Genomic DNA, 19,383 nt, shown 5'->3' with positions numbered 1-19,383 from the left:
ATGGCTGTCAATCACTCGCTTTCAGCGGGAAGGACCGGCATCCAGTCGATCGGCGTTTCGCCGCGGTCAACCAGCCACTGGTTGGTCTGTACGAAATGGTTGCAGCCAAAGAAGCCGCGATGCGCAGAGAGCGGTGATGGATGCGGCGCCTTCAGCACGCAGTGGCGCTGACGATCGATAATCGCGCCTTTCTTCTGCGCATGGGAGCCCCACAGCAGAAAAACTACTCCCTCGCAATGCTCATTGATTAAAGCGATAACCTTATCGGTAAAGGTCTCCCAGCCCAGACTGGCGTGCGAGTGCGCCTGTCCGGCGCGGACGGTCAGGACCGTATTCAGCAGCAGCACGCCCTGTCGTGCCCAGCTTTCGAGATAACCGTGGGTGGGGCGGGTAAAGCCGGGGATCGTGGCCTCCAGCTCTTTATACATATTCAGCAACGAAGGCGGGATCGCGACGCCCGGACGAACTGAGAACGCCAGACCATGGGCCTGACCCGGGCCGTGATAGGGGTCCTGGCCGAGAATGACGACTTTGACATCGCCCAGTTCAGTAAAGCGAAACGCATTGAAGACGTCTTTTTGCGGTGGATAGATGGTAATCCCCGACTGGCGCTCTTCGGCGACGGTCTTCAGAGTATTGAGAAAATAGGGTTGTTGCTTTTCATCCGCCAGCACGTCTTGCCAGGTTAAAGGGGTGGTCATCTTGCTCTCCTGCAAAAGGGTCATCGCTATAGCTTAACGGCTTCTTTCTATAGAACAAAATCGGCACGGCTTGATGCCGGCTTTTATGCAAAAAAAATTGAAAATTTACAAAATTATTTATAGCTCATAATGGCGTAACTTGATGTAAAACAATAAAAACCTCCTATACCCACGTTGGGTGAGTGGTTTTTATTGATTTATATCAAGGAATGCCGAGGGTGCGGCTGATATATATACACTCATACAACAATGGTTTTACCAATTGGCCGCGAAGAGGCCAAAATCGAATAAACACTGCCTGGGAGGCATCAAATGATTACTGGTATCCAAATTACTAAAGCGGCAAACGACGACCTGCTCAACTCTTTCTGGCTGCTGGATAGCGAAAAAGGCGAAGCGCGCTGCCTGTGCGCCAAAGGTGGTTTTGCGGAAGATGATGTGGTTGCGGTAAGTAAACTGGGTGAAATCGAATACCGTGAAATCCCGGTGGACGTGAAACCGGAAGTGCGCGTCGAAGGCGGTCAGCACCTGAACGTTAACGTGCTGCGTCGCGAAACCCTGCTGGACGCGGTTGAGCATCCGGAAAAATATCCGCAGCTGACCATTCGTGTTTCCGGCTACGCGGTACGCTTCAACTCTCTGACGCCGGAACAGCAGCGCGACGTTATCGCCCGTACCTTTACCGAAAGCCTGTAAGGCTAACGCCAGATGTGAAAACGCCGGGATATCCCGGCGTTTTTTTTACTCATCGCTGGACGCTGATGGCGTCCCGGCCGCGCTTGGCTTCCGGCGCTTACCGATATTTTTCGTATCGCGGTGGCGCTTCTTCACCCGCGGTTTCTCTTTTTCATCTTTTTTCTTCTGCGCACGCTTCGCCAGCACTTTCTTCGATGGCTTACCCGTCAGCTTCTCGCTCGGCGCACGGGTCGTCGGGCGCAGTTCATCGATAACTCTGGCTTTCAACGGCTCTTCAATATAGCGACCAATCTTACCCAGCAGCAGGTGGTCATGAGCCTCGACCAGAGAAATGGCGGTCCCTTTTTTACCGGCGCGGCCGGTACGACCGATACGGTGCAGGTAGGTATCCGCGGTACGCGGCATATCGAAGTTAAAGACGTGGCTGACGTCCGGAATATCGATACCGCGGGCAGCGACGTCGGTGGCGATCAGCACGTTGACGCGGCCGTCGGTCAGGCGCTTGATAGCTTCGTTTCGCTTGGCCTGCACCATCTCGCCTTCCAGCCAGCAGGTGTTAATCCCGGCCTCACGCAGCCAGTTAGCCAGCTCATGCACGCGCTCACGCTTACGCACAAACACGATAGCGCGGGTGGCTTCCGGCTGTTGCAACAGATTCACCAGCAGTTTGGTTTTATGTTCGATATCGTCGGCGCGGTAGTACCACTGATGGATTTTCTTACGCTCGCGGGTTGACGGATTGGCGGAAACTTCAACCGGCTCCTCCAGCAGACGCTCAGCGAAGTCTTTGATCGCATCGCCTTCCAGCGTCGCGGAGAACAGCATAGTCTGCTTGCGCCAGCGAGTTTCACCGGCGATGGTTTCGATATCCTGGGCAAAACCCATATCCAGCATGCGGTCGGCTTCATCGAGGATTAGGGTCTCGACGGCGCGGCAGTCGAAATTCTCTTCTTTAATATATTGCAGCAGGCGACCGGTGGTGGCGACTACGATGTCCTGGTTTTCGCTGAACACTTCCGCGTGGTTCATGTACGCCACGCCGCCGGTAATGGTAGCGATGTCCAGATGGGTATGCTTCGCCAGCTCGCGGGCGTGGTCGGCTACCTGCATCGCCAGCTCACGGGTCGGCGTCAGGATAAGAATGCGCGGCGGGCCGGATTTCTTACGCGGGAAATCGAGCAGGTGCTGCAACGCTGGCAGCAGATACGCCGCCGTTTTACCGGTGCCGGTCGGCGCTGAACCGAGAATGTCACGGCCATCGAGCGCAGGCGGAATAGCGGCGGCCTGAATGGCTGTCGGGCGAGTGAAACCTTTATCCTGGAGGGCTTCCAGCAGGTTTTCGTCGAGTTCAAGTTCGGAAAAAGTCGTTACAGTCATGTTCTACCTCTGAGTGGGCCGCCGATTATAGACGTTACTGACGTAATGTTCATCTGTTTGTAAGGCTATCTGTTCTCCGGTATTGTGCATAGCCTTAGGTTCAGGAGTTTTTGTCGGCAAGGTTATTGAGGATGTCTCAGTCGAAGTTTGCGCTGCCGCGCAATGGTTTTACCTTCAAACGGTTCTTTGTCGCTCACGATCGCTGCGCCATGAAGGTGGGTACCGACGGCATTTTGCTGGGCGCCTGGGCGCCGATTGCCGGAGTGAAGCATGTGCTGGATATTGGCGCGGGCAGCGGCTTGCTGGCGCTGATGCTCGCGCAGCGTACCGGAGATGATGTGCATGTCGAGGCGGTAGAACTGGACGAAGAGGCCGCCGCTCAGGCGCGGGAAAACGCCCTCGCGTCGCCGTGGGCTTCGCGGATTGAGGTCTGGCAGGCCGATATTCATCAGTGGCAGCCGTCGCAAACTCGACGCTATGAACTGATAATCAGTAATCCGCCCTTTTTTGCCGAAGGCGTGCCATGCGCGACCTCGCAGCGAGAGCAGGCGCGGTACACCACTACGCTCGATCACGCCTCCCTGCTGACCTGTGCCGCAGAGCATATTACCGAAGAAGGTTTTTTTTGCGTGGTGTTGCCGGTGGATATTGGTAATGCGTTCATCGAACGGGCAAGGGCGATGGGCTGGCATCTGCGACTGCGTACTGACGTGGCGGAGACCGAGCTGCGACCGCCGCATCGGGTGCTGCTGGCTTTCTCCCCGACGGCAGGGGAGTGTTTCAGCGACAGGCTGGCGATCCGCGGGCCAGAGCAGCAATATTCGGAAGGCTTTACCGCTCTGACCGAGGACTTTTATCTCTTTATGTGAGCCAGGGGCGAGAGTATCGACGGGCCGCTGTCAGGCAGCGGCTGCGGATAGTCGAGGGTATAATGCAGACCGCGGCTCTCCTTACGCAACATCGCGCAGCGTACGATAAGCTCCGCCACCTGCACCAGATTGCGCAGTTCCAGCAAATTATTCGAGACGCGGAAGCGGGCGTAATACTCATCCAGCTCCTGCTGGAGCATGGTAATGCGCCGCAGGGCGCGCTCCAGCCTGCGGGTGGTGCGCACAATCCCCACGTAATCCCACATCAGCAGGCGCAGTTCGTGCCAGTTGTGCTGGATAACCACCAGTTCATCCGGGATCTCCACCTGACTTTCATCCCATGCTGGCAGCGTGGCGACCTTCTGGGCGAGCGGCAGGCGCCGGGCAATATCCTCCGCGGCGGACCAGCCATAGACCAGGCACTCCAGCAACGAGTTCGACGCCATACGATTCGCGCCGTGCAGCCCGGTGTAGCTAACTTCGCCGATGGCGTATAAACCATCGACGTCGGTGCGGCCATTATCATCCACCATCACGCCGCCGCAGGTGTAATGCGCGGCGGGGACGACCGGCACCGGATCTTTGGTTAAATCAATTCCCAGGCCGAGCAGCTTTTCATAAATCATCGGGAAATGCTGGCGAACAAACGCCTCGGGTTTATGGCTGATATCAAGGAACATACAGTCTACGCCCAGGCGCTTCATTTCATGGTCGATGGCGCGGGCGACGATATCGCGCGGGGCCAGCTCGCCGCGCTCGTCAAAGTCCGGCATAAAGCGGGTGCCATCCGGGCGTTTAAGGTGGGCGCCTTCGCCGCGCAGCGCTTCAGTAAGCAGGAAATTACGCGCCTGGGGGTGATATAGCGCGGTGGGGTGGAACTGGTTAAACTCCAGATTCGCCACCCGACATCCCGCCCGCCAGGCCATCGCAATCCCGTCTCCGGAAGAGACGTCGGGGTTAGTGGTATATTGGTAAACCTTCGCGGCCCCGCCGGTAGCGAGTACTACGGCTTTCGCGCTGCAGGTTTCCACCCGCTCTTTATTACGATTCCAGATCCATGCCCCGACCACCCGGCGGGTGCCCGGCAGGCCAATCTTATCCGATACGATCAAATCGACGGCATTGCTGCGCTCAAGGATGCGGATATTAGGATGGGCAAGCGCTTTATCGACCAGCGTCGTCTCTACCGCTTTGCCGGTGGCGTCGGCGGCGTGAAGAATGCGCCGATGGCTGTGCCCCCCTTCGCGCGTGAGATGATAGCTCTCTTCGCCATTGGCCTGGACCTGGGTGTCAAACAGCACTCCCTGATCGATAAGCCACTGGACGCATGATCGGGCGTTGCTGGCGACGAAGGTGACCGCATGACGATCGCAGAGCCCCGCGCCGGCGATGAGGGTATCTTCGACATGGGATTCAATACTGTCCGTCTCATCGAAGACGGCGGCAATCCCACCCTGGGCGTAGAACGTCGAACCTTCGCTGATCGGCCCTTTACTCAGCACTGTCACCGAACTGTGCTCAGCCAGGCGCAGGGCAAGGGAAAGACCGGCAGCGCCGCTGCCGATAATCAACACATCACAAGAGAAGTCAGGAGTGGTATTCATTGTCTTTGTTTAATTTACTAAACATATTTAGCTCACAATAGCACCGGTCCGTGAGGAATCGTACAATTTTTTTGTCTGCTGTTGTGACGGCTAAACAAAAGGCGAACGGAAACGGCGTCTTGCGCGCTGAAAATGAGATGCGGGGAAGGTTGATGGCATTGGATTTTATAGTGAAATAAACGGCGTGTTACGATACCCTTCAGACGGGCCTGCGCTTTTTCTTATTGACTTACCTATCGTTTAGCAACCTGGGCATATAATGATTGATAACGATCTGCCGCCGTTGCCAGACAAAAAACAAAAAGCGTAACGGAACTTTATTGTTTTCATGCACTCCAACAGTCAGCTTGCTCATAATGCAGATTTTGGGTGGTGTTTTGAAGACGCATGGGAATTGGGTTTGGGGAGACATTACCTCGGATGAGCGAGCAGTTAACGGATCAGGTCCTTGTTGAACGGGTCCAGAAAGGAGATCAGAAAGCGTTTAATTTGCTGGTAGTGCGCTATCAGCATAAGGTCGCGAGCCTGGTTTCCCGCTATGTACCGCCGGGCGATATCGCTGACGTTGTTCAGGAATCGTTCGTTAAGGCATGGCGTGCGCTGGACTCTTTCCGGGGAGATAGCGCTTTTTACACCTGGTTATACCGTATCGCCGTCAACACGGCGAAGAATTATCTGGTTGCTCAGGGGCGCCGTCCGCCGTCCAGCGATGTTGACGCCAACGAGGCGGAAAACTTCGAAAGCGGCGGGGCGTTGAAAGAAATTTCGAACCCTGAGAACTTAATGTTGTCAGAAGAACTGAGACAAATAGTTTTTCGTACCATTGAATCGCTCCCGGAAGATTTACGCATGGCAATTACGTTACGGGAGCTGGATGGCCTGAGCTATGAAGAGATAGCCGCTATCATGGATTGTCCGGTTGGGACGGTGCGTTCGCGTATCTTCCGGGCGCGAGAAGCTATTGATAATAAAGTTCAACCGCTTATCAGGCGTTGACGATAGCGGAATACTGGAAAAGGGTATCAGGCATGCAGAAAGAAAAACTTTCGGCTTTAATGGATGGTGAAACGCTGGATAACGAACTGCTCAACGAGCTGAGTCGTTCTTCTGAGATGCAAAAAACCTGGGAGAGTTATCACCTTATCCGCGATACGCTGCGTGGCGATACCGCTGAGGTGCTGCAATTTGATATCTCCGCCCGGGTGATGGCCGCCATTGAAAATGAGCCCGTTCGTCAGACGGCTCCGCTTATTCCTGAATCTCAGCCCGCACCGCATCAGTGGCGGCAGATGCCGTTCTGGAACAAGGTGCGTCCGTGGGCCAGCTCCCTGACTCAAATGGGCGTTGCCGCCTGCGTATCGCTTGCGGTTATCGTCGGCGTCCAGCACTATAATGGTCAGTCTGATTCCGCTCAGCAGCCAGAAGCGCCGGTGTTCAATACGCTGCCCATGATGGGTAAAGCAAGCCCGGTAAGTCTTGGCGTGCCGGCTGACGCGTCAGCGGGAAGCGGCCAGCAGGCGCAGGTCCAGGAACAGCGCCGCCGAATTAACGCCATGCTGCAGGACTACGAACTGCAGCGCCGCCTGCACGCTGAGCAGCTTCAGTTTGGCCAGGCCCAGACTCAGCAGGCCGCAGTCCAGGTACCGGGCTATCAAACTTTAGGAACACAATCGCAGTAATGAAGCAACTTTGGTGTGCCATGTCGCTCATGGCAGGCAGCCTGTTGTTCTCTGTCAACGCCTCGGCTGATACATCGTCCGGGGCGTTGTTGCAGCAGATGAACCTGGCCAGCCAGTCTCTCAATTATGAGCTGTCTTTTGTTAGCATCAGCAAACAAGGCGTTGAGTCGCTGCGCTATCGTCACGCGCGACTGAACAACCAACCGCTGGCGCAGTTGCTGCAGCTGGACGGTCCGCGCCGGGAAGTGGTCCTGCGCGGCACGGAAATCAGCTATTTTGAACCCGGTCTCGATCCGTTCACCCTGAACGGGGACTATATCGTCGATTCGCTGCCATCGCTGGTATATAGCGATTTCAAACGCCTCTCCGCGGCGTATGATTTTATCTCCGTGGGCCGTACCCGTATCGCTGACCGCCTCTGCGACGTGATCCGCGTCGTGGCTCGCGACGGCACGCGCTACAGCTTTATCGCCTGGCTGGATGCTGAAACCAAGCTGCCGCTGCGCGTCGATTTGCTCGACCGCGACGGGGAAACGCTGGAGCAGTTCCGGGTCGTCTCCTTCAACGTTGGCGATAACGTCAGCGCCAGCATGGAGACGCTGGCAAAAGCGAATTTGCCGCCGCAGCTGTCGGTGCCTGAAGGAGGCGACAAAGCTAACTTCAACTGGGCGCCGACGTGGCTCCCGCAGGGCGTGACTGAGGTTTCCAGCAGCCAGCGCCGTCTTCCCACCTTTGACGGTCCGGTAGAATCACGTCTCTATTCCGACGGCTTGTTCAGCTTCTCGATCAATATCAACCGCGCCACGGCGGCCAGCAGCGACCAGCTGTTGCGCACCGGCCGACGCACCGTCAGCACGACGGTGCGCGATAACGCGGAGATAACCGTAGTGGGCGAGCTGCCGCCGCAGACGGCGAAGCGTATCTCTGACAGTATTAAATTCAAGGCAGTACAATGATTAAAGAGTGGGCCACCGTGGTTTCCTGGCATAACGGCGTGGCGCAGGTGCACTGCGACGTTAAAGCCTCCTGCAGCAGCTGCGCCTCCCGTGCCGGCTGTGGTAGCCGGGTGCTAAACAAGCTGGGGCCGCAGACCAGCCATACCATTAGCGTGCCTTGCGAGCAGCCGTTGGCCGCGGGGCAAAAAGTGGAGCTGGGGATCGCTGAAAGCAGCCTGCTGGGCTCAGCGATGCTGGTGTATATGGCGCCGCTGGCGGGTCTGTTTGTAATGGCGTCTATTTTTCAGGTGCTGTTTGCCAGCGATATTGCGTCACTTTGCGGCGCGCTGCTGGGCGGCGTCGGCGGCTTCCTGGTGGCGCGCGGTCTGTCGCCGCGACTGGCGGCACGTCAGTCCTGGCAGCCGGTGATTTTGAACGTCGCACTGCCGCCGGATCTGCTGCGTGTTGATACGCCTTCCTCCGACATGGGCCAGTGATTTCACTGGCCCTTATCTTTATTTACCTTTCCTGTTACAACGCCACAATTTCTGCGGGTATGCTGGATCTAACAGCATTTCCTGGTTTCGCGGATGTAGTGTAGAATGCGGCGTTTTCGGATTAAAAAACGTCAGGCACAGTACAGCGGCCTCATGATACTCGTAAGGCATAATTAACTCTAAATATGAAGAATATACGTAACTTTTCGATCATCGCTCACATCGACCACGGTAAGTCGACGCTGTCTGACCGTATCATCCAGATTTGCGGTGGCCTTTCTGATCGTGAAATGGAAGCCCAGGTTCTGGACTCCATGGATCTTGAGCGCGAACGCGGGATCACCATCAAGGCGCAGAGCGTCACCCTGGACTATAAGGCCAGCGACGGTGAGACCTACCAGCTGAACTTTATCGACACCCCGGGCCACGTGGACTTCTCTTATGAAGTTTCCCGTTCTCTTGCCGCGTGCGAAGGCGCGCTGCTGGTGGTAGACGCCGGGCAGGGGGTAGAAGCCCAGACCCTGGCCAATTGCTACACCGCCATGGAGATGGATCTCGAAGTGGTTCCGGTACTCAACAAGATCGACCTGCCTGCGGCCGACCCTGAGCGCGTAGCGGACGAGATTGAAGATATCGTCGGGATCGACGCCCACGACGCGGTGCGCTGCTCAGCGAAAACCGGCGTCGGCGTGACCGACGTGCTGGAGCGTCTGGTGCGCGATATCCCACCGCCGGAAGGCGATCCGGACGCGCCGCTGCAGGCGCTGATTATCGACTCCTGGTTCGATAACTACCTCGGCGTGGTGTCGCTGGTGCGGATTAAAAACGGCACCATGCGCAAGGGCGACAAGATCAAGGTCATGAGCACCGGCCAGGTCTATAACGCTGATCGTCTGGGCATCTTCACCCCGAAACAGGTTGACCGTACCGAGCTGAAATGCGGCGAGGTAGGCTGGCTGGTCTGCGCGATCAAAGACATCCTCGGCGCGCCGGTGGGCGATACCCTGACCGCCGCCCGCAACCCGGCAGACAAAGCGCTGCCTGGCTTTAAGAAGGTGAAACCGCAGGTGTATGCCGGCCTGTTCCCGGTGAGCTCCGATGATTATGAAGCTTTCCGCGACGCGCTGGGCAAACTGAGCCTTAACGATGCCTCTCTGTTCTACGAGCCGGAAAGCTCTACCGCGCTGGGCTTCGGCTTCCGCTGCGGCTTCCTCGGCCTGCTGCACATGGAGATCATTCAGGAGCGTCTGGAGCGTGAATACGATCTCGACCTGATCACCACCGCGCCGACGGTAGTCTACGAAGTAGAGACCACCTCCAAAGAAGTTATCTACGTCGACAGCCCGTCCAAGCTGCCGCCGCTGAATAATATTCAGGAGCTGCGCGAGCCGATCGCCGAGTGTCACATGCTGCTGCCGCAGGAGTTCCTCGGCAACGTGATTACCTTGTGTGTCGAGAAGCGTGGGGTGCAGACCAACATGGTTTACCACGGTAAACAGGTGGCGCTGACCTATGAAATTCCGATGGCGGAAGTGGTTCTCGACTTCTTTGACCGCCTGAAGTCCACCTCCCGCGGCTATGCGTCGCTGGACTACAACTTCAAACGCTTCCAGGCGTCGAACATGGTACGCGTCGATGTGCTGATCAACGGTGAGCGCGTCGATGCGCTGGCGCTGATCACCCACAACGATAACGCGCCGTATCGCGGCCGCGAGCTGGTGGAAAAGATGAAAGATCTGATTCCGCGTCAGCAGTTCGATATCGCGATTCAGGCGGCCATCGGTAACCACATTATCGCGCGCTCTACGGTGAAACAGCTGCGTAAAAACGTCCTGGCGAAATGCTACGGCGGCGACGTCAGCCGTAAGAAAAAGCTGCTGCAGAAGCAGAAAGAAGGTAAGAAGCGTATGAAGCAGGTCGGTAACGTTGAGCTGCCGCAGGAAGCGTTCCTCGCCATTCTGCACGTTGGTAAAGACGGCAAATAACCCTAAGGAGTTGGCATGGCGAACATGTTTGCCCTGATCCTGGTGATTGCAACCCTGGTGACGGGCGTTTTATGGTGCCTGGACAAGTTCATTTTTGCACCGAAACGTCGTGAACGTCAGGCCGCTGCTCAGGCAGCGACCGGCGAGCAACTGGACAAGAAGACGCTGAAGAAAGTCGGCCCGAAACCGGGCTGGCTGGAAACCGGCGCATCGGTTTTCCCGGTGCTGGCGATCGTTCTGGTGGTACGTTCATTTATTTATGAGCCTTTCCAGATCCCTTCAGGTTCGATGATGCCAACGCTGCTCATCGGCGATTTTATTCTGGTGGAGAAATTTGCCTACGGCATTAAAGATCCTATCTACCAGAAAACGCTGATCGAGACCGGCCATCCGAAGCGCGGCGACATCGTGGTGTTTAAATATCCGGAAGACCCGCGTCTGGACTACATTAAGCGCGCGGTGGGGTTACCGGGTGATAAGGTCACCTACGATCCGGTTGCCAAACAGGTCACTATTCAGCCGGGCTGCAGTTCCGGACAGGCCTGCGGCAACGCGCTGCCGGTGACCTATTCCAACGTGGAGCCGAGCGATTTTGTTCAGACCTTCTCCCGCAGCAACGGCGGCGAAGCGAGCAGCGGTTTCTGGCAGTTGCCGAAGGGCGAAACCAAAGCCGACGGCATTCGTCTTACCGAGCGTCAGGAGACATTGGGCGACGTGACGCACCGAATTCTGATGGTGCCGATTGCCCAGGATCAGGTTGGGATGTACTACCATCAGTCCGGTCTGCCGCTGGCCACCTGGATTGTGCCGCCCGGTCAGTACTTCATGATGGGCGACAACCGGGATAACAGCGCCGACAGCCGGTACTGGGGCTTTGTGCCGGAAGCCAACCTGGTCGGAAAAGCAACCGCTATCTGGATGAGTTTTGAAAAGCAGGAAGGTGAATGGCCGACCGGCGTGCGGTTATCGCGCATTGGTGGAATTCATTAATTTCCTCTGCTGAATTCACGTCGCTGCTGTTATCGCAGCGGCGTGAATTATTTAGTATTTAAATCCATTCAAACTAACGACATCCCGTGTCGTTGCGTATAGAATATCCCCCCGAAGTTTTTGGTTGTCGCTCTGCCGGGTGACACTGCACACGAAAGCGTATTGGTCTGTTTCAAATTACTGTTTGAAGCGAATGCTCAGGTCGGTTTCGTGTGCTGCATCTTTGACGCATTCATTTATTGGTAACGCATGAACCCCATCGTAATTAATCGGCTTCAACGAAAGCTGGGCTACACTTTTCATCATCAGGAGCTGTTGCAACAGGCATTAACTCACCGCAGTGCCAGCAGCAAACATAATGAGCGCCTGGAATTTTTAGGTGACTCCATTTTAAGTTTCGTGATCGCGAATGCGCTGTATCATCGCTTTCCTCGTGTCGATGAAGGCGATATGAGCCGTATGCGCGCGACGCTGGTGCGCGGCAACACGCTGGCGGAGATCGCCCGCGAGTTTGAGCTGGGCGAGTGTCTGCGCCTCGGGCCGGGAGAGCTGAAAAGCGGCGGTTTCCGTCGCGAATCGATTCTCGCGGATACCGTTGAAGCGTTAATTGGCGGGGTTTTCCTCGACAGTGATATTCAGAACGTTGAACGCTTAATCCTCTCCTGGTACCAGACCCGTCTGGACGAAATCAGTCCGGGCGATAAGCAAAAGGATCCGAAGACGCGTCTGCAGGAGTATCTGCAGGGACGTCATCTGCCGCTGCCGTCTTACCTGGTGGTCCAGGTTCGCGGCGAAGCGCACGATCAGGAATTTACTATCCACTGCCAGGTCAGTGGCCTGAGTGAACCGGTGGTTGGCACAGGTTCCAGCCGTCGTAAGGCGGAGCAGGCTGCCGCCGAACAGGCGCTGAAAAAGCTGGAGCTGGAATGAGCGAAGAAAAAAGTTATTGTGGGTTTGTCGCCATCGTGGGTCGTCCAAACGTTGGCAAATCCACGCTGTTGAATAAGCTGCTTGGGCAGAAGATCTCGATCACCTCCCGTAAAGCGCAGACCACCCGTCACCGCATCGTCGGTATCCATACCGAAGGGCCGTATCAGGCGATTTACGTTGATACTCCGGGCCTGCATATGGAAGAGAAGCGTGCCATTAACCGCTTAATGAACAAAGCAGCCAGCAGTTCGATTGGCGACGTGGAACTGGTCATCTTCGTGGTGGAAGGCACCCGCTGGACGCAGGACGACGAGATGGTGCTCAACAAGCTGCGCGACGCGAAAGCGCCGGTGATCCTCGCGGTCAACAAGGTGGATAACGTGCAGGAAAAAGCGGATCTGTTACCGCACCTGCAGTTCCTCGCCAGCCAGATGAATTTCCTCGATATCGTACCGATCTCAGCGGAAACCGGCACCAACGTTGATACCATCGCGGCGATCGTGCGTAAGCATCTGCCGGAAGCGATCCATCACTTCCCGGAAGATTATATTACCGATCGCTCACAACGCTTTATGGCCTCCGAAATCATCCGTGAAAAACTGATGCGTTTCCTCGGCGCTGAGCTGCCGTACTCCGTCACCGTGGAAATCGAACGTTTCGTCAGCAACGAGCGCGGCGGTTACGATATCAACGGCCTGATCCTCGTCGAGCGCGAAGGACAGAAAAAGATGGTGATTGGCAACAAAGGCGCCAAAATTAAAACCATCGGTATCGAAGCGCGTAAGGACATGCAGGAGATGTTTGAAGCGCCGGTGCACCTCGAGCTGTGGGTGAAAGTGAAATCCGGCTGGGCCGATGACGAGCGCGCCCTGCGCAGTCTCGGTTACGTTGACGACCTCTGAGTTAACGCAACGTGGATGGATGGCAGCGCGCCTTTGTCCTGCATAGCCGTCCGTGGAGCGAAACCAGCCTGATGCTGGACGTCTTCACGGAAGAATCCGGTCGTGTGCGCCTGGTTGCCAAGGGCGCACGCTCCAAACGCTCTAATCTCAAAGGCGCTTTACAGCCCTTTACCCCCTTGCTGGTTCGCTTCGGCGGTCGCGGCGAAGTCAAAACCCTGCGCAGCGCGGAAGCCGTTTCGCTGGCGCTGCCGCTCAGCGGCATCACCCTCTACAGCGGTCTCTACGTTAACGAGCTTATCTCCCGCGTGCTGGAGCACGAAACACGTTTCTCCGAACTCTTTTTCGACTACCTGCACTGCATTCAGGCGCTCGCCGGGGCCAGCGGTTCGCCGGAACCCGCGCTGCGGCGTTTTGAGCTGGCGCTGCTCGGGCACCTGGGCTATGGCGTGGATTTTCTCCACTGCGCCGGGAGCGGCGAGCCGGTAGACGACACCATGACCTACCGCTATCGTGAAGAAAAAGGCTTTATTGCCAGCCTGGTGATTGATAACAACACGTTTACCGGGCACCATTTGAAAGCATTGGCGAGTCGCGAGTTTCCTGATGTTGATACGCTGCGCGCCGCGAAGCGCTTTACCCGTATCGCCCTGAAGCCCTATCTCGGCGGCAAACCGCTCAAGAGCCGGGAGTTGTTTCGCCAGTTTATGCCCGCGCGAAAGGCGCGAGCCGATAATACGAATAATGATTAACGAGGATTGTCATGGCTGAATTATTGTTAGGGGTCAATATTGACCATATCGCGACCTTGCGTAACGCCCGCGGCACTGCTTACCCGGATCCGGTTCAGGCGGCTTTCATTGCCGAACAGGCCGGCGCCGACGGCATTACCGTGCATCTGCGCGAAGACCGTCGCCATATTACCGATCGCGATGTGCGTATCCTGCGCCAGACGCTGCACACCCGCATGAATCTTGAAATGGCGGTCACCGAAGAGATGCTGACGATCGCCTGCGAAACCAAACCGCACTTCTGCTGCCTGGTGCCGGAGAAGCGTCAGGAAGTGACCACCGAAGGCGGGCTGGACGTCGCCGGCCAGCGCGACAAGATGCGCGATGCCTGTCAACGCCTGGCGGATGCCGGCATCCTGGTCTCCCTGTTTATCGATGCGGATGAAGCGCAGATCAAAGCGGCGGCGGACGTTGGCGCGCCCTATATCGAAATCCACACCGGCTGCTATGCCGATGCCAAAACCGACGCCGAGCAGGCCAGGGAGCTGGAACGTATTGCCAAAGCGGCCACCTACGCCGCCAGCCTCGGGCTGAAGGTGAATGCCGGCCACGGTCTGACCTACCACAACGTGAAAGCGATTGCTGCGCTGCCGGAAATGCATGAGCTGAATATCGGTCACGCGATTATTGGCCGTGCGGTGATGAGCGGCCTGAAAGAGGCGGTGGCGGAAATGAAGCGTCTGATGCTGGAAGCGCGCGGCTAATGGCCATTCTCGGGTTGGGTACCGACATCGTCGAGATCGCCCGCATCGAAGCGGTGATCGCCCGCAGCGGCGATCGCCTTGCCCGCCGGGTGCTGAGCGACCATGAATGGAGCATCTGGGAGCAGCACCAGCAGCCGGTGCGTTTCCTGGCGAAACGCTTTGCGGTCAAGGAAGCGGCGGCGAAAGCGCTGGGAACCGGGATCCGTAACGGGCTGGCGTTTAACCAGTTCGAGGTTTACAACGACGAGCTGGGCAAGCCGAAGCTGCGGCTATGGGGTGAAGCAAACCTTTTAGCTGAACGCATGGGAGTAAGCGCTATTCACGTTACTCTCGCTGATGAACGCCACTACGCCTGCGCCACGGTGATTGTCGAAAGCTAGCCAGGAGGGCGGTTAAATTTTATCCGCGTGGTGCATCAGCACGAATTTATCCCACAGCTGTTCTTCACTCTCGACGTGTGCCGGATCTTTCAGGATCGTATTCGGGATCGGGCACACTTTCTGGCAGGTTGGCGTGTCGTAATGACCCACGCACTCGGTGCAGCGGTCGCTGTTAATCTCATAAATGCTCTCACCCATCGAAATGGCCTCATTCGGGCACTCCGGCTCGCACATATCGCAGTTGATGCATTTTTTGGTAATTAACAGCGCCATCAGGAAAGTCTCAGAAACAACACAAACAGGGCGGGCATTATACGCCCATTTTCTGCTCAGACCAGCTTTTTCACCAGCGCTTCGCTATGGCGAATGCGCTCCGGCGCCCGCTCCAGATCCTGCTGCACCAGCCCCATAAACAGCAGATCGGTGAGCATCATTTGCGCGCTGGTGGAGGAGATGGCCGCGCTGCGCGTCGCCTGCTCTTCGGCGATAGTATACAGGCAGTGGGTCGCCTGCTGTTGCAGGGCGTTCGGGCTAAACCCGGTGATCGCCAGGATCTTACAGCCGACGCGCAGCGCTTCACCGGCCGCCATATTGATCTCCCGGCGCTCGCCGGAGTAAGAGATCGCCAGCAGAAGATCGTCGCTGGACATGGCCTGCACCGTCGCCAGCAGGGCATGCATATCCTGCTCAGAAACAGCGTTGATGCCGATCTTCATTAGCTTCCAGCTAAAGTTACGCGCCACCAGGCCGGAGGCGCCAATCCCGGTGACGATCACTCGCCGGGCGTTGCGCAGCAGCGTGACGGCTTCCCGTAGCGTCTCTTCAGTGTTGACGTCCAGCGAGGCATGCATGGCGGCGACATTGTCTTTAATGAGTTTCTCGCCGACCAGACGCAGCGGATCGTCACCGCGAATGTGGTTATGCACCGGGACGGAGTGCGGATCCGGGCTACTCGCCAGCGCTTCACTAAGGGCCAGCTTCAGCGCCGGAAAGCCTTTGAATCCCAGCTTCTGGGCAAATTTAACCACGCTGGACTGACTCACACCGGCTTCCGCTGCCAGCTGCTGCGAGCTGAGGTGCCGGGTCTCATCGGGCTGGCTCAGAATATAATCGGCCAACTTTTTGTCGCTCNCCGCCAGGGTGGGATAGCGCTGACGAATACGCGTTAAACAGTTCATTGGAGCTCCGCTGGAGCCGTCCGGCTCGTGACTGACAGAATTTTTATTCGATTATAAGGGGTATACCATGAATTAAAAATTCTTAAGCCACAATTTTTCCTTCGCCTGCTACTTTAATTCTTTCTTAACGGCAGGGGATGTTTTCCCTCGACATGGCGTCAGGCTGTTAAGCTTACCCTAACGAGAAGCGAGTTCTGAGATAAAGGAGGCAGTTTGCAGCACACTGAACGGAGAGTGGTGTTTTTTGATCTGGACGGAACCTTACACCAACAGGATATGTTCGGCAGTTTTCTGCGCTATCTGCTGCGCCATTTGCCGCTGAACCTGTTGCTGGTGGTGGCGATGGGGCCGGTGATCCTTGCCGGGCTGGCAGTGAGCGGACGGGCGGCGCGCTGGCCGATGAGCCTCCTGCTGTGGGCGACAACCTTTGGCCGCCGCGAGGCGGTGCTGAAGCGGCTGGAAGCGGAGTTTGTCGGCTGGTTTCGCCATCATGTGACGGCGTTTCCGGTAGTTCATGCGCGGCTTACCGCCTACCTGACCAGCACCGATGCCGACGTCTGGTTGATCACCGGCTCGCCGCAGTCGCTGGTGGAGCAGGTCTATCGCGATACCCTCTGGTTGCCGCGGGTGAATCTGATAGCCAGCCGCACCGCGCGCCGCTGGGGCGGCTGGGTATTGACCCTGCGCTGCCTGGGGCATGAAAAGGTGGTACAGCTGGAGAAAAAGATTGGCGCCCCGCTGCGGCTGTATAGCGGCTATAGCGATAGTGAGCAGGATAATCCATTGCTCGGCTTTTGCCAGCATCGCTGGCGGGTAACCCCTCAGGGAGAGCTTCAGCAGCTGGAGTAATAGTGTGTAATTGATAGCGCCCATGTATAATGCGCCCCGCTTTTTCTGCTGGAGTGGCCGCTGTGTCTGACCTCGAACTCAATGATGAATACTGGATGCGTCATGCCCTGACGCTGGCGAAACGCGCCTGGGAAGAGGGCGAGGTGCCGGTGGGCGCGGTGCTGGTGCATAACAATCAGGTCATTGGCGAGGGCTGGAACCGGCCGATAGGCCGTCACGACCCCACCGCCCATGCGGAGATTATGGCCTTACGCCAGGGCGGACTGGTGCTGCAAAACTACCGCCTGATCGACGCCACGCTGTACGTGACCCTCGAGCCCTGCGTCATGTGCGCGGGCGCGATGGTGCACAGCCGTATCGCCCGCCTGGTGTTTGGCGCCAGGGATGCCAAGACCGGCGCCGCCGGCTCGCTGATGGATGTTCTGCACCACCCGGGAATGAACCATCGGGTTGAGATTAGCGAAGGCGTGCTGGCAGAGTCCTGCTCTGCCATGCTGAGCGACTTCTTCCGCTGGCGGCGGGAAGAGAAAAAAGCGCTGAAGAAAGCCCGGGAGCAGACTGGGGAAAGTTAATACAGGTGGCCGGGGAGTTTCATCCGGGCATTATCCATCTGCTTATCGGCGCGAAACTTGAAAAAGGGCAGGGTGGTCTCCTGCGGCTGTTCGAGCTCATTGGGGAGCACGGCCGGGTAATCCTCCGCCAGGGCCAGCGTTTGCTGCTGCTGGCGCTCCTTCTCTGACAAATAGCCGACAAGGCTTATCTGATATTTGCGGATGTTTTCCACATAGGCGTAGGCCTCATGGCCGCGGGCATAGCCGTATTTTAGTTTGCTGTAATAGGGTTTCTGGCTCAGCAACGGTAAACGCAGCTTAACGTCCGCCCAGCTGTTAGGATTGCCTTTCTGTTTGCGGGTGAGCGCCATGGCGTCCAGCATATGGGCATAACCCATATTATAAGCGGCCAGCGCAAACCAGATGCGTTCATCTTTCGGGATCGAATCCGGCACTTTATCCATCATATCCTGCAGGTAGCGCATGCCGCCGTCGATACTCTGCGCCGCATCGGTGCGGTCGGTTAGACCCAGGCTTTGCGCCGTATTGCGTGTGAGCATCATCATACCGCGCACGCCGGTGGGGGAGGTGGCCTGCGGATCCCAGTGGGATTCCTGCCAGGCGATGGCGGCCAGCAGGCGCCAGTCAATCTCGCGGGCGTATTTTTCAAACAGCGGCTGCACCTCCGGAAGAATATTTTCCACCGCGCGCAGGAAGGTGCGGGTATCGACATAATCGAAATCGTTGCCGTGGCCGAGGTATTTCTCCTCGAGGCGCGCCAGGGTGCCGTCTTCATTGATGTTGTTGAAGAAATCAAGCATTGCCGCCGACAGCGAATTATCGTCGTCCCGGGCGCTAAACCAGGTGACCGGCTGTTCGTCGGTGATATCGAGGGCCACCGCCAGCTCCGGATGGACGCGCTGAAACAGGCTGACGGCCACCGAGTCAGCGATGGTGTAATCAAGTTTACCGTCAATCACCGCCTGCATCAGCGCCGTGGTACCGCGTTTTTCGTCCACGCGCCAGGCAAGATCCGGGTATTTCTCGGCTTTTAAGGTCTGCAGGTCGTTGATCGCCACGTGGCCCGGAGCGATAGTGAGCTGCTCGGCGGTCAGCGCCGCGAGGGTGCGCGGCCGGGTATTGCCGACGCGGTAGACCAGCTGTTGCGAAACAGAATAGTAGGTGGGGCCGGCCTGATAGTTTTTCACTCGCTCCTGGTTATAGACCAGTCCGGCGGCCAGCATATCGGCCTGACCGTCGTCGAGGTCGTCAAACAGCTGGCTGATGTTTTGCCGGACGGTTATCTTAAGCGTTACGCCAAGGTAGTCGGCAAACTGCTTCGCCAGTTCATAATCCAGACCGAACGCTTTATTGTTCATGGTGGCGAAGGTCATTGGCGAGTTGATAGTGCTGATGCGCAGCTCGCCGCGAGCGATAATGCCCGCCACCCGGTTCTCGGGTTTACCAGACCAGGGGATCGACGGCCACAGGGCCGCCGCCAGCAAAAGGGTGACAATGCCGATCAGCAGATAATTAATCTTTAATTTTTTCAGAGAGTTAATCTTCTGCAGCTTCAGGTTCCTCAGCAGGCGATGTCCGGAAAAAACGCAAGGTTGTCGTCGAATGTGCGGCATTCTGCTTAATAATGCGCCAGTTGGCAACTTATTCGCGATGGTCGTCACATTTATTGATAAACAGCATCAATGATTTTATTTCTACGCAAACGGTTTCGTCGGGGCGCAGGATTCACTATAATGACGCCCGTTTC

22 protein-coding genes are annotated in these 19,383 nt (G+C 56.9%); 16 read left to right on the top strand and 6 right to left on the bottom strand.

The genetic code is table 11. The annotated features are described in order from the left end of the window. Positions 1-11 precede the first annotated feature (11 nt). The gene (ung, locus tag VZP09_RS14700) at positions 12-701 is read right to left on the bottom strand and encodes a uracil-DNA glycosylase (RefSeq protein ID WP_268096314.1); all 690 of its coding nucleotides are present in this window, start codon (positions 699-701) and stop codon (positions 12-14) included. A 312-nt stretch (positions 702-1,013) separates the two neighbouring features. On the opposite strand from ung, the gene grcA reads away from it, so the two are divergent. Continuing rightward, positions 1,014-1,397 (top strand): autonomous glycyl radical cofactor GrcA, encoded by a 384-nt coding sequence (grcA, locus tag VZP09_RS14695; protein ID WP_002914084.1) that lies wholly within the window; start codon positions 1,014-1,016, stop codon positions 1,395-1,397. 45 nt (positions 1,398-1,442) lie between these two features. On the opposite strand, the gene srmB is transcribed toward grcA, so the two are convergent. Beyond that, positions 1,443-2,774: an ATP-dependent RNA helicase SrmB gene (gene srmB / locus VZP09_RS14690; RefSeq protein ID WP_002914082.1), complete on the bottom strand. Its 1,332-nt coding sequence runs from the start codon at positions 2,772-2,774 to the stop codon at positions 1,443-1,445. 131 nt (positions 2,775-2,905) lie between these two features. Here srmB and trmN point away from each other — a divergent pair, with 131 nt between their 5' ends. After that, on the top strand, positions 2,906-3,643 hold the full coding sequence (trmN, locus tag VZP09_RS14685) for a tRNA(1)(Val) (adenine(37)-N(6))-methyltransferase TrmN (RefSeq protein ID WP_002914079.1): 738 nt from the start codon (positions 2,906-2,908) through the stop codon (positions 3,641-3,643). Here trmN and nadB read toward each other — a convergent pair. Beyond that, positions 3,628-5,247, bottom strand: coding sequence for an L-aspartate oxidase (nadB, locus tag VZP09_RS14680; protein WP_032415380.1), 1,620 nt, complete (start codon positions 5,245-5,247; stop codon positions 3,628-3,630). The two genes, trmN and nadB, sit on opposite strands and share 16 nt — an antisense overlap. Before the next feature lie 328 nt (positions 5,248-5,575). On the opposite strand from nadB, the gene rseD reads away from it, so the two are divergent. From rseD to acpS, 12 genes are all read left to right on the top strand, one after another. Beyond that, positions 5,576-5,671, top strand: a complete 96-nt coding sequence (gene rseD, locus VZP09_RS24870) for a rpoE leader peptide RseD (RefSeq protein ID WP_121980491.1) — start codon at positions 5,576-5,578, stop codon at positions 5,669-5,671. Then, a complete protein-coding gene (gene rpoE / locus VZP09_RS14675; RefSeq protein WP_002914074.1) occupies positions 5,668-6,243 on the top strand; it encodes an RNA polymerase sigma factor RpoE in 576 nt (191 codons plus the stop codon). Before rseD ends, rpoE begins: the two co-directional genes overlap by 4 nt. Positions 6,244-6,275: 32 nt before the next feature. Further along, positions 6,276-6,926, top strand: coding sequence for an anti-sigma-E factor RseA (rseA, locus tag VZP09_RS14670; RefSeq protein ID WP_002914072.1), 651 nt, complete (start codon positions 6,276-6,278; stop codon positions 6,924-6,926). Next, on the top strand, positions 6,926-7,882 hold the full coding sequence (gene rseB / locus VZP09_RS14665; RefSeq protein ID WP_002914070.1) for a sigma-E factor regulatory protein RseB: 957 nt from the start codon (positions 6,926-6,928) through the stop codon (positions 7,880-7,882). Before rseA ends, rseB begins: the two co-directional genes overlap by 1 nt. Then, complete coding sequence (rseC, locus tag VZP09_RS14660) at positions 7,879-8,358, top strand: SoxR-reducing system protein RseC (RefSeq protein ID WP_004144354.1); 480 nt, start codon at positions 7,879-7,881, stop codon at positions 8,356-8,358. The genes rseB and rseC overlap by 4 nt, the downstream gene beginning before the upstream one ends. Positions 8,359-8,543: 185 nt before the next feature. Then, positions 8,544-10,343, top strand: coding sequence for a translation elongation factor 4 (lepA, locus tag VZP09_RS14655; protein WP_002914069.1), 1,800 nt, complete (start codon positions 8,544-8,546; stop codon positions 10,341-10,343). A gap of 15 nt (positions 10,344-10,358) precedes the next feature. Then, positions 10,359-11,333, top strand: coding sequence for a signal peptidase I (gene lepB / locus VZP09_RS14650; RefSeq protein ID WP_002914067.1), 975 nt, complete (start codon positions 10,359-10,361; stop codon positions 11,331-11,333). A 249-nt stretch (positions 11,334-11,582) separates the two neighbouring features. Continuing rightward, positions 11,583-12,263: a ribonuclease III gene (rnc, locus tag VZP09_RS14645; RefSeq protein ID WP_002914065.1), complete on the top strand. Its 681-nt coding sequence runs from the start codon at positions 11,583-11,585 to the stop codon at positions 12,261-12,263. Continuing rightward, positions 12,260-13,165 carry a GTPase Era gene (gene era / locus VZP09_RS14640; RefSeq protein ID WP_002914063.1) on the top strand — a complete coding sequence of 302 codons (906 nt, stop codon included), beginning with the start codon at positions 12,260-12,262 and terminating at the stop codon, positions 13,163-13,165. The genes rnc and era overlap by 4 nt, the downstream gene beginning before the upstream one ends. 11 nt (positions 13,166-13,176) lie before the next feature. Next, positions 13,177-13,914, top strand: a complete 738-nt coding sequence (gene recO, locus VZP09_RS14635; protein ID WP_002914062.1) for a DNA repair protein RecO — start codon at positions 13,177-13,179, stop codon at positions 13,912-13,914. A gap of 11 nt (positions 13,915-13,925) precedes the next feature. Next, positions 13,926-14,657, top strand: coding sequence for a pyridoxine 5'-phosphate synthase (pdxJ, locus tag VZP09_RS14630; RefSeq protein WP_004180923.1), 732 nt, complete (start codon positions 13,926-13,928; stop codon positions 14,655-14,657). Further along, positions 14,657-15,037 (top strand): holo-ACP synthase, encoded by a 381-nt coding sequence (gene acpS / locus VZP09_RS14625; protein ID WP_004144351.1) that lies wholly within the window; start codon positions 14,657-14,659, stop codon positions 15,035-15,037. Before pdxJ ends, acpS begins: the two co-directional genes overlap by 1 nt. A 12-nt stretch (positions 15,038-15,049) precedes the next feature. Here the strand turns inward: acpS and VZP09_RS14620 are convergent, their stop codons facing one another. Together VZP09_RS14620 and VZP09_RS14615 are read right to left on the bottom strand one after the other, a co-directional pair. After that, positions 15,050-15,310 (bottom strand): YfhL family 4Fe-4S dicluster ferredoxin, encoded by a 261-nt coding sequence (locus tag VZP09_RS14620; RefSeq protein ID WP_004888420.1) that lies wholly within the window; start codon positions 15,308-15,310, stop codon positions 15,050-15,052. Positions 15,311-15,366: 56 nt separating this feature from the next. Then, a complete protein-coding gene (locus tag VZP09_RS14615) occupies positions 15,367-16,215 on the bottom strand; it encodes a MurR/RpiR family transcriptional regulator (RefSeq protein ID WP_328795243.1) in 849 nt (282 codons plus the stop codon). 237 nt (positions 16,216-16,452) lie between these two features. On the opposite strand from VZP09_RS14615, the gene yfhb reads away from it, so the two are divergent. Both yfhb and tadA read left to right on the top strand, forming a co-directional pair. Next, positions 16,453-17,064, top strand: coding sequence for a phosphatidylglycerophosphatase C (gene yfhb / locus VZP09_RS14610; protein ID WP_020317149.1), 612 nt, complete (start codon positions 16,453-16,455; stop codon positions 17,062-17,064). 62 nt (positions 17,065-17,126) lie between these two features. Beyond that, a complete protein-coding gene (tadA, locus tag VZP09_RS14605) occupies positions 17,127-17,636 on the top strand; it encodes a tRNA adenosine(34) deaminase TadA (protein WP_004180920.1) in 510 nt (169 codons plus the stop codon). Here the strand turns inward: tadA and mltF are convergent. After that, the gene (gene mltF / locus VZP09_RS14600; RefSeq protein ID WP_004144346.1) at positions 17,633-19,249 is read right to left on the bottom strand and encodes a membrane-bound lytic murein transglycosylase MltF; all 1,617 of its coding nucleotides are present in this window, start codon (positions 19,247-19,249) and stop codon (positions 17,633-17,635) included. The two genes, tadA and mltF, sit on opposite strands and share 4 nt — an antisense overlap. Positions 19,250-19,383 lie beyond the last annotated feature (134 nt).

Origin of the sequence: Klebsiella sp. EMBS2024 (assembly GCF_036233805.1) — a bacterium.
Taxonomy (GTDB): domain Bacteria; phylum Pseudomonadota; class Gammaproteobacteria; order Enterobacterales; family Enterobacteriaceae; genus Klebsiella; species Klebsiella pneumoniae.
This window is presented reverse-complemented; position numbering and strand designations above follow the sequence as displayed.

Coding starts and splice junctions, on each gene's coding strand:
- rpoE (WP_002914074.1), top strand. CDS start 5,668: ATGAGCGAGCAGTTAACGGATCAGGTCCTTGTTGAACGGGTCCAGAAA.
- VZP09_RS14620 (WP_004888420.1), bottom strand. CDS start 15,310: ATGGCGCTGTTAATTACCAAAAAATGCATCAACTGCGATATGTGCGAG.
- pdxJ (WP_004180923.1), top strand. CDS start 13,926: ATGGCTGAATTATTGTTAGGGGTCAATATTGACCATATCGCGACCTTG.
- srmB (WP_002914082.1), bottom strand. CDS start 2,774: ATGACTGTAACGACTTTTTCCGAACTTGAACTCGACGAAAACCTGCTG.
- rnc (WP_002914065.1), top strand. CDS start 11,583: ATGAACCCCATCGTAATTAATCGGCTTCAACGAAAGCTGGGCTACACT.
- lepA (WP_002914069.1), top strand. CDS start 8,544: ATGAAGAATATACGTAACTTTTCGATCATCGCTCACATCGACCACGGT.
- rseC (WP_004144354.1), top strand. CDS start 7,879: ATGATTAAAGAGTGGGCCACCGTGGTTTCCTGGCATAACGGCGTGGCG.
- era (WP_002914063.1), top strand. CDS start 12,260: ATGAGCGAAGAAAAAAGTTATTGTGGGTTTGTCGCCATCGTGGGTCGT.
- trmN (WP_002914079.1), top strand. CDS start 2,906: ATGTCTCAGTCGAAGTTTGCGCTGCCGCGCAATGGTTTTACCTTCAAA.
- lepB (WP_002914067.1), top strand. CDS start 10,359: ATGGCGAACATGTTTGCCCTGATCCTGGTGATTGCAACCCTGGTGACG.
- mltF (WP_004144346.1), bottom strand. CDS start 19,249: ATGCCGCACATTCGACGACAACCTTGCGTTTTTTCCGGACATCGCCTG.
- ung (WP_268096314.1), bottom strand. CDS start 701: ATGACCACCCCTTTAACCTGGCAAGACGTGCTGGCGGATGAAAAGCAA.
- rseA (WP_002914072.1), top strand. CDS start 6,276: ATGCAGAAAGAAAAACTTTCGGCTTTAATGGATGGTGAAACGCTGGAT.
- acpS (WP_004144351.1), top strand. CDS start 14,657: ATGGCCATTCTCGGGTTGGGTACCGACATCGTCGAGATCGCCCGCATC.
- rseD (WP_121980491.1), top strand. CDS start 5,576: ATGCACTCCAACAGTCAGCTTGCTCATAATGCAGATTTTGGGTGGTGT.
- grcA (WP_002914084.1), top strand. CDS start 1,014: ATGATTACTGGTATCCAAATTACTAAAGCGGCAAACGACGACCTGCTC.
- rseB (WP_002914070.1), top strand. CDS start 6,926: ATGAAGCAACTTTGGTGTGCCATGTCGCTCATGGCAGGCAGCCTGTTG.
- nadB (WP_032415380.1), bottom strand. CDS start 5,247: ATGAATACCACTCCTGACTTCTCTTGTGATGTGTTGATTATCGGCAGC.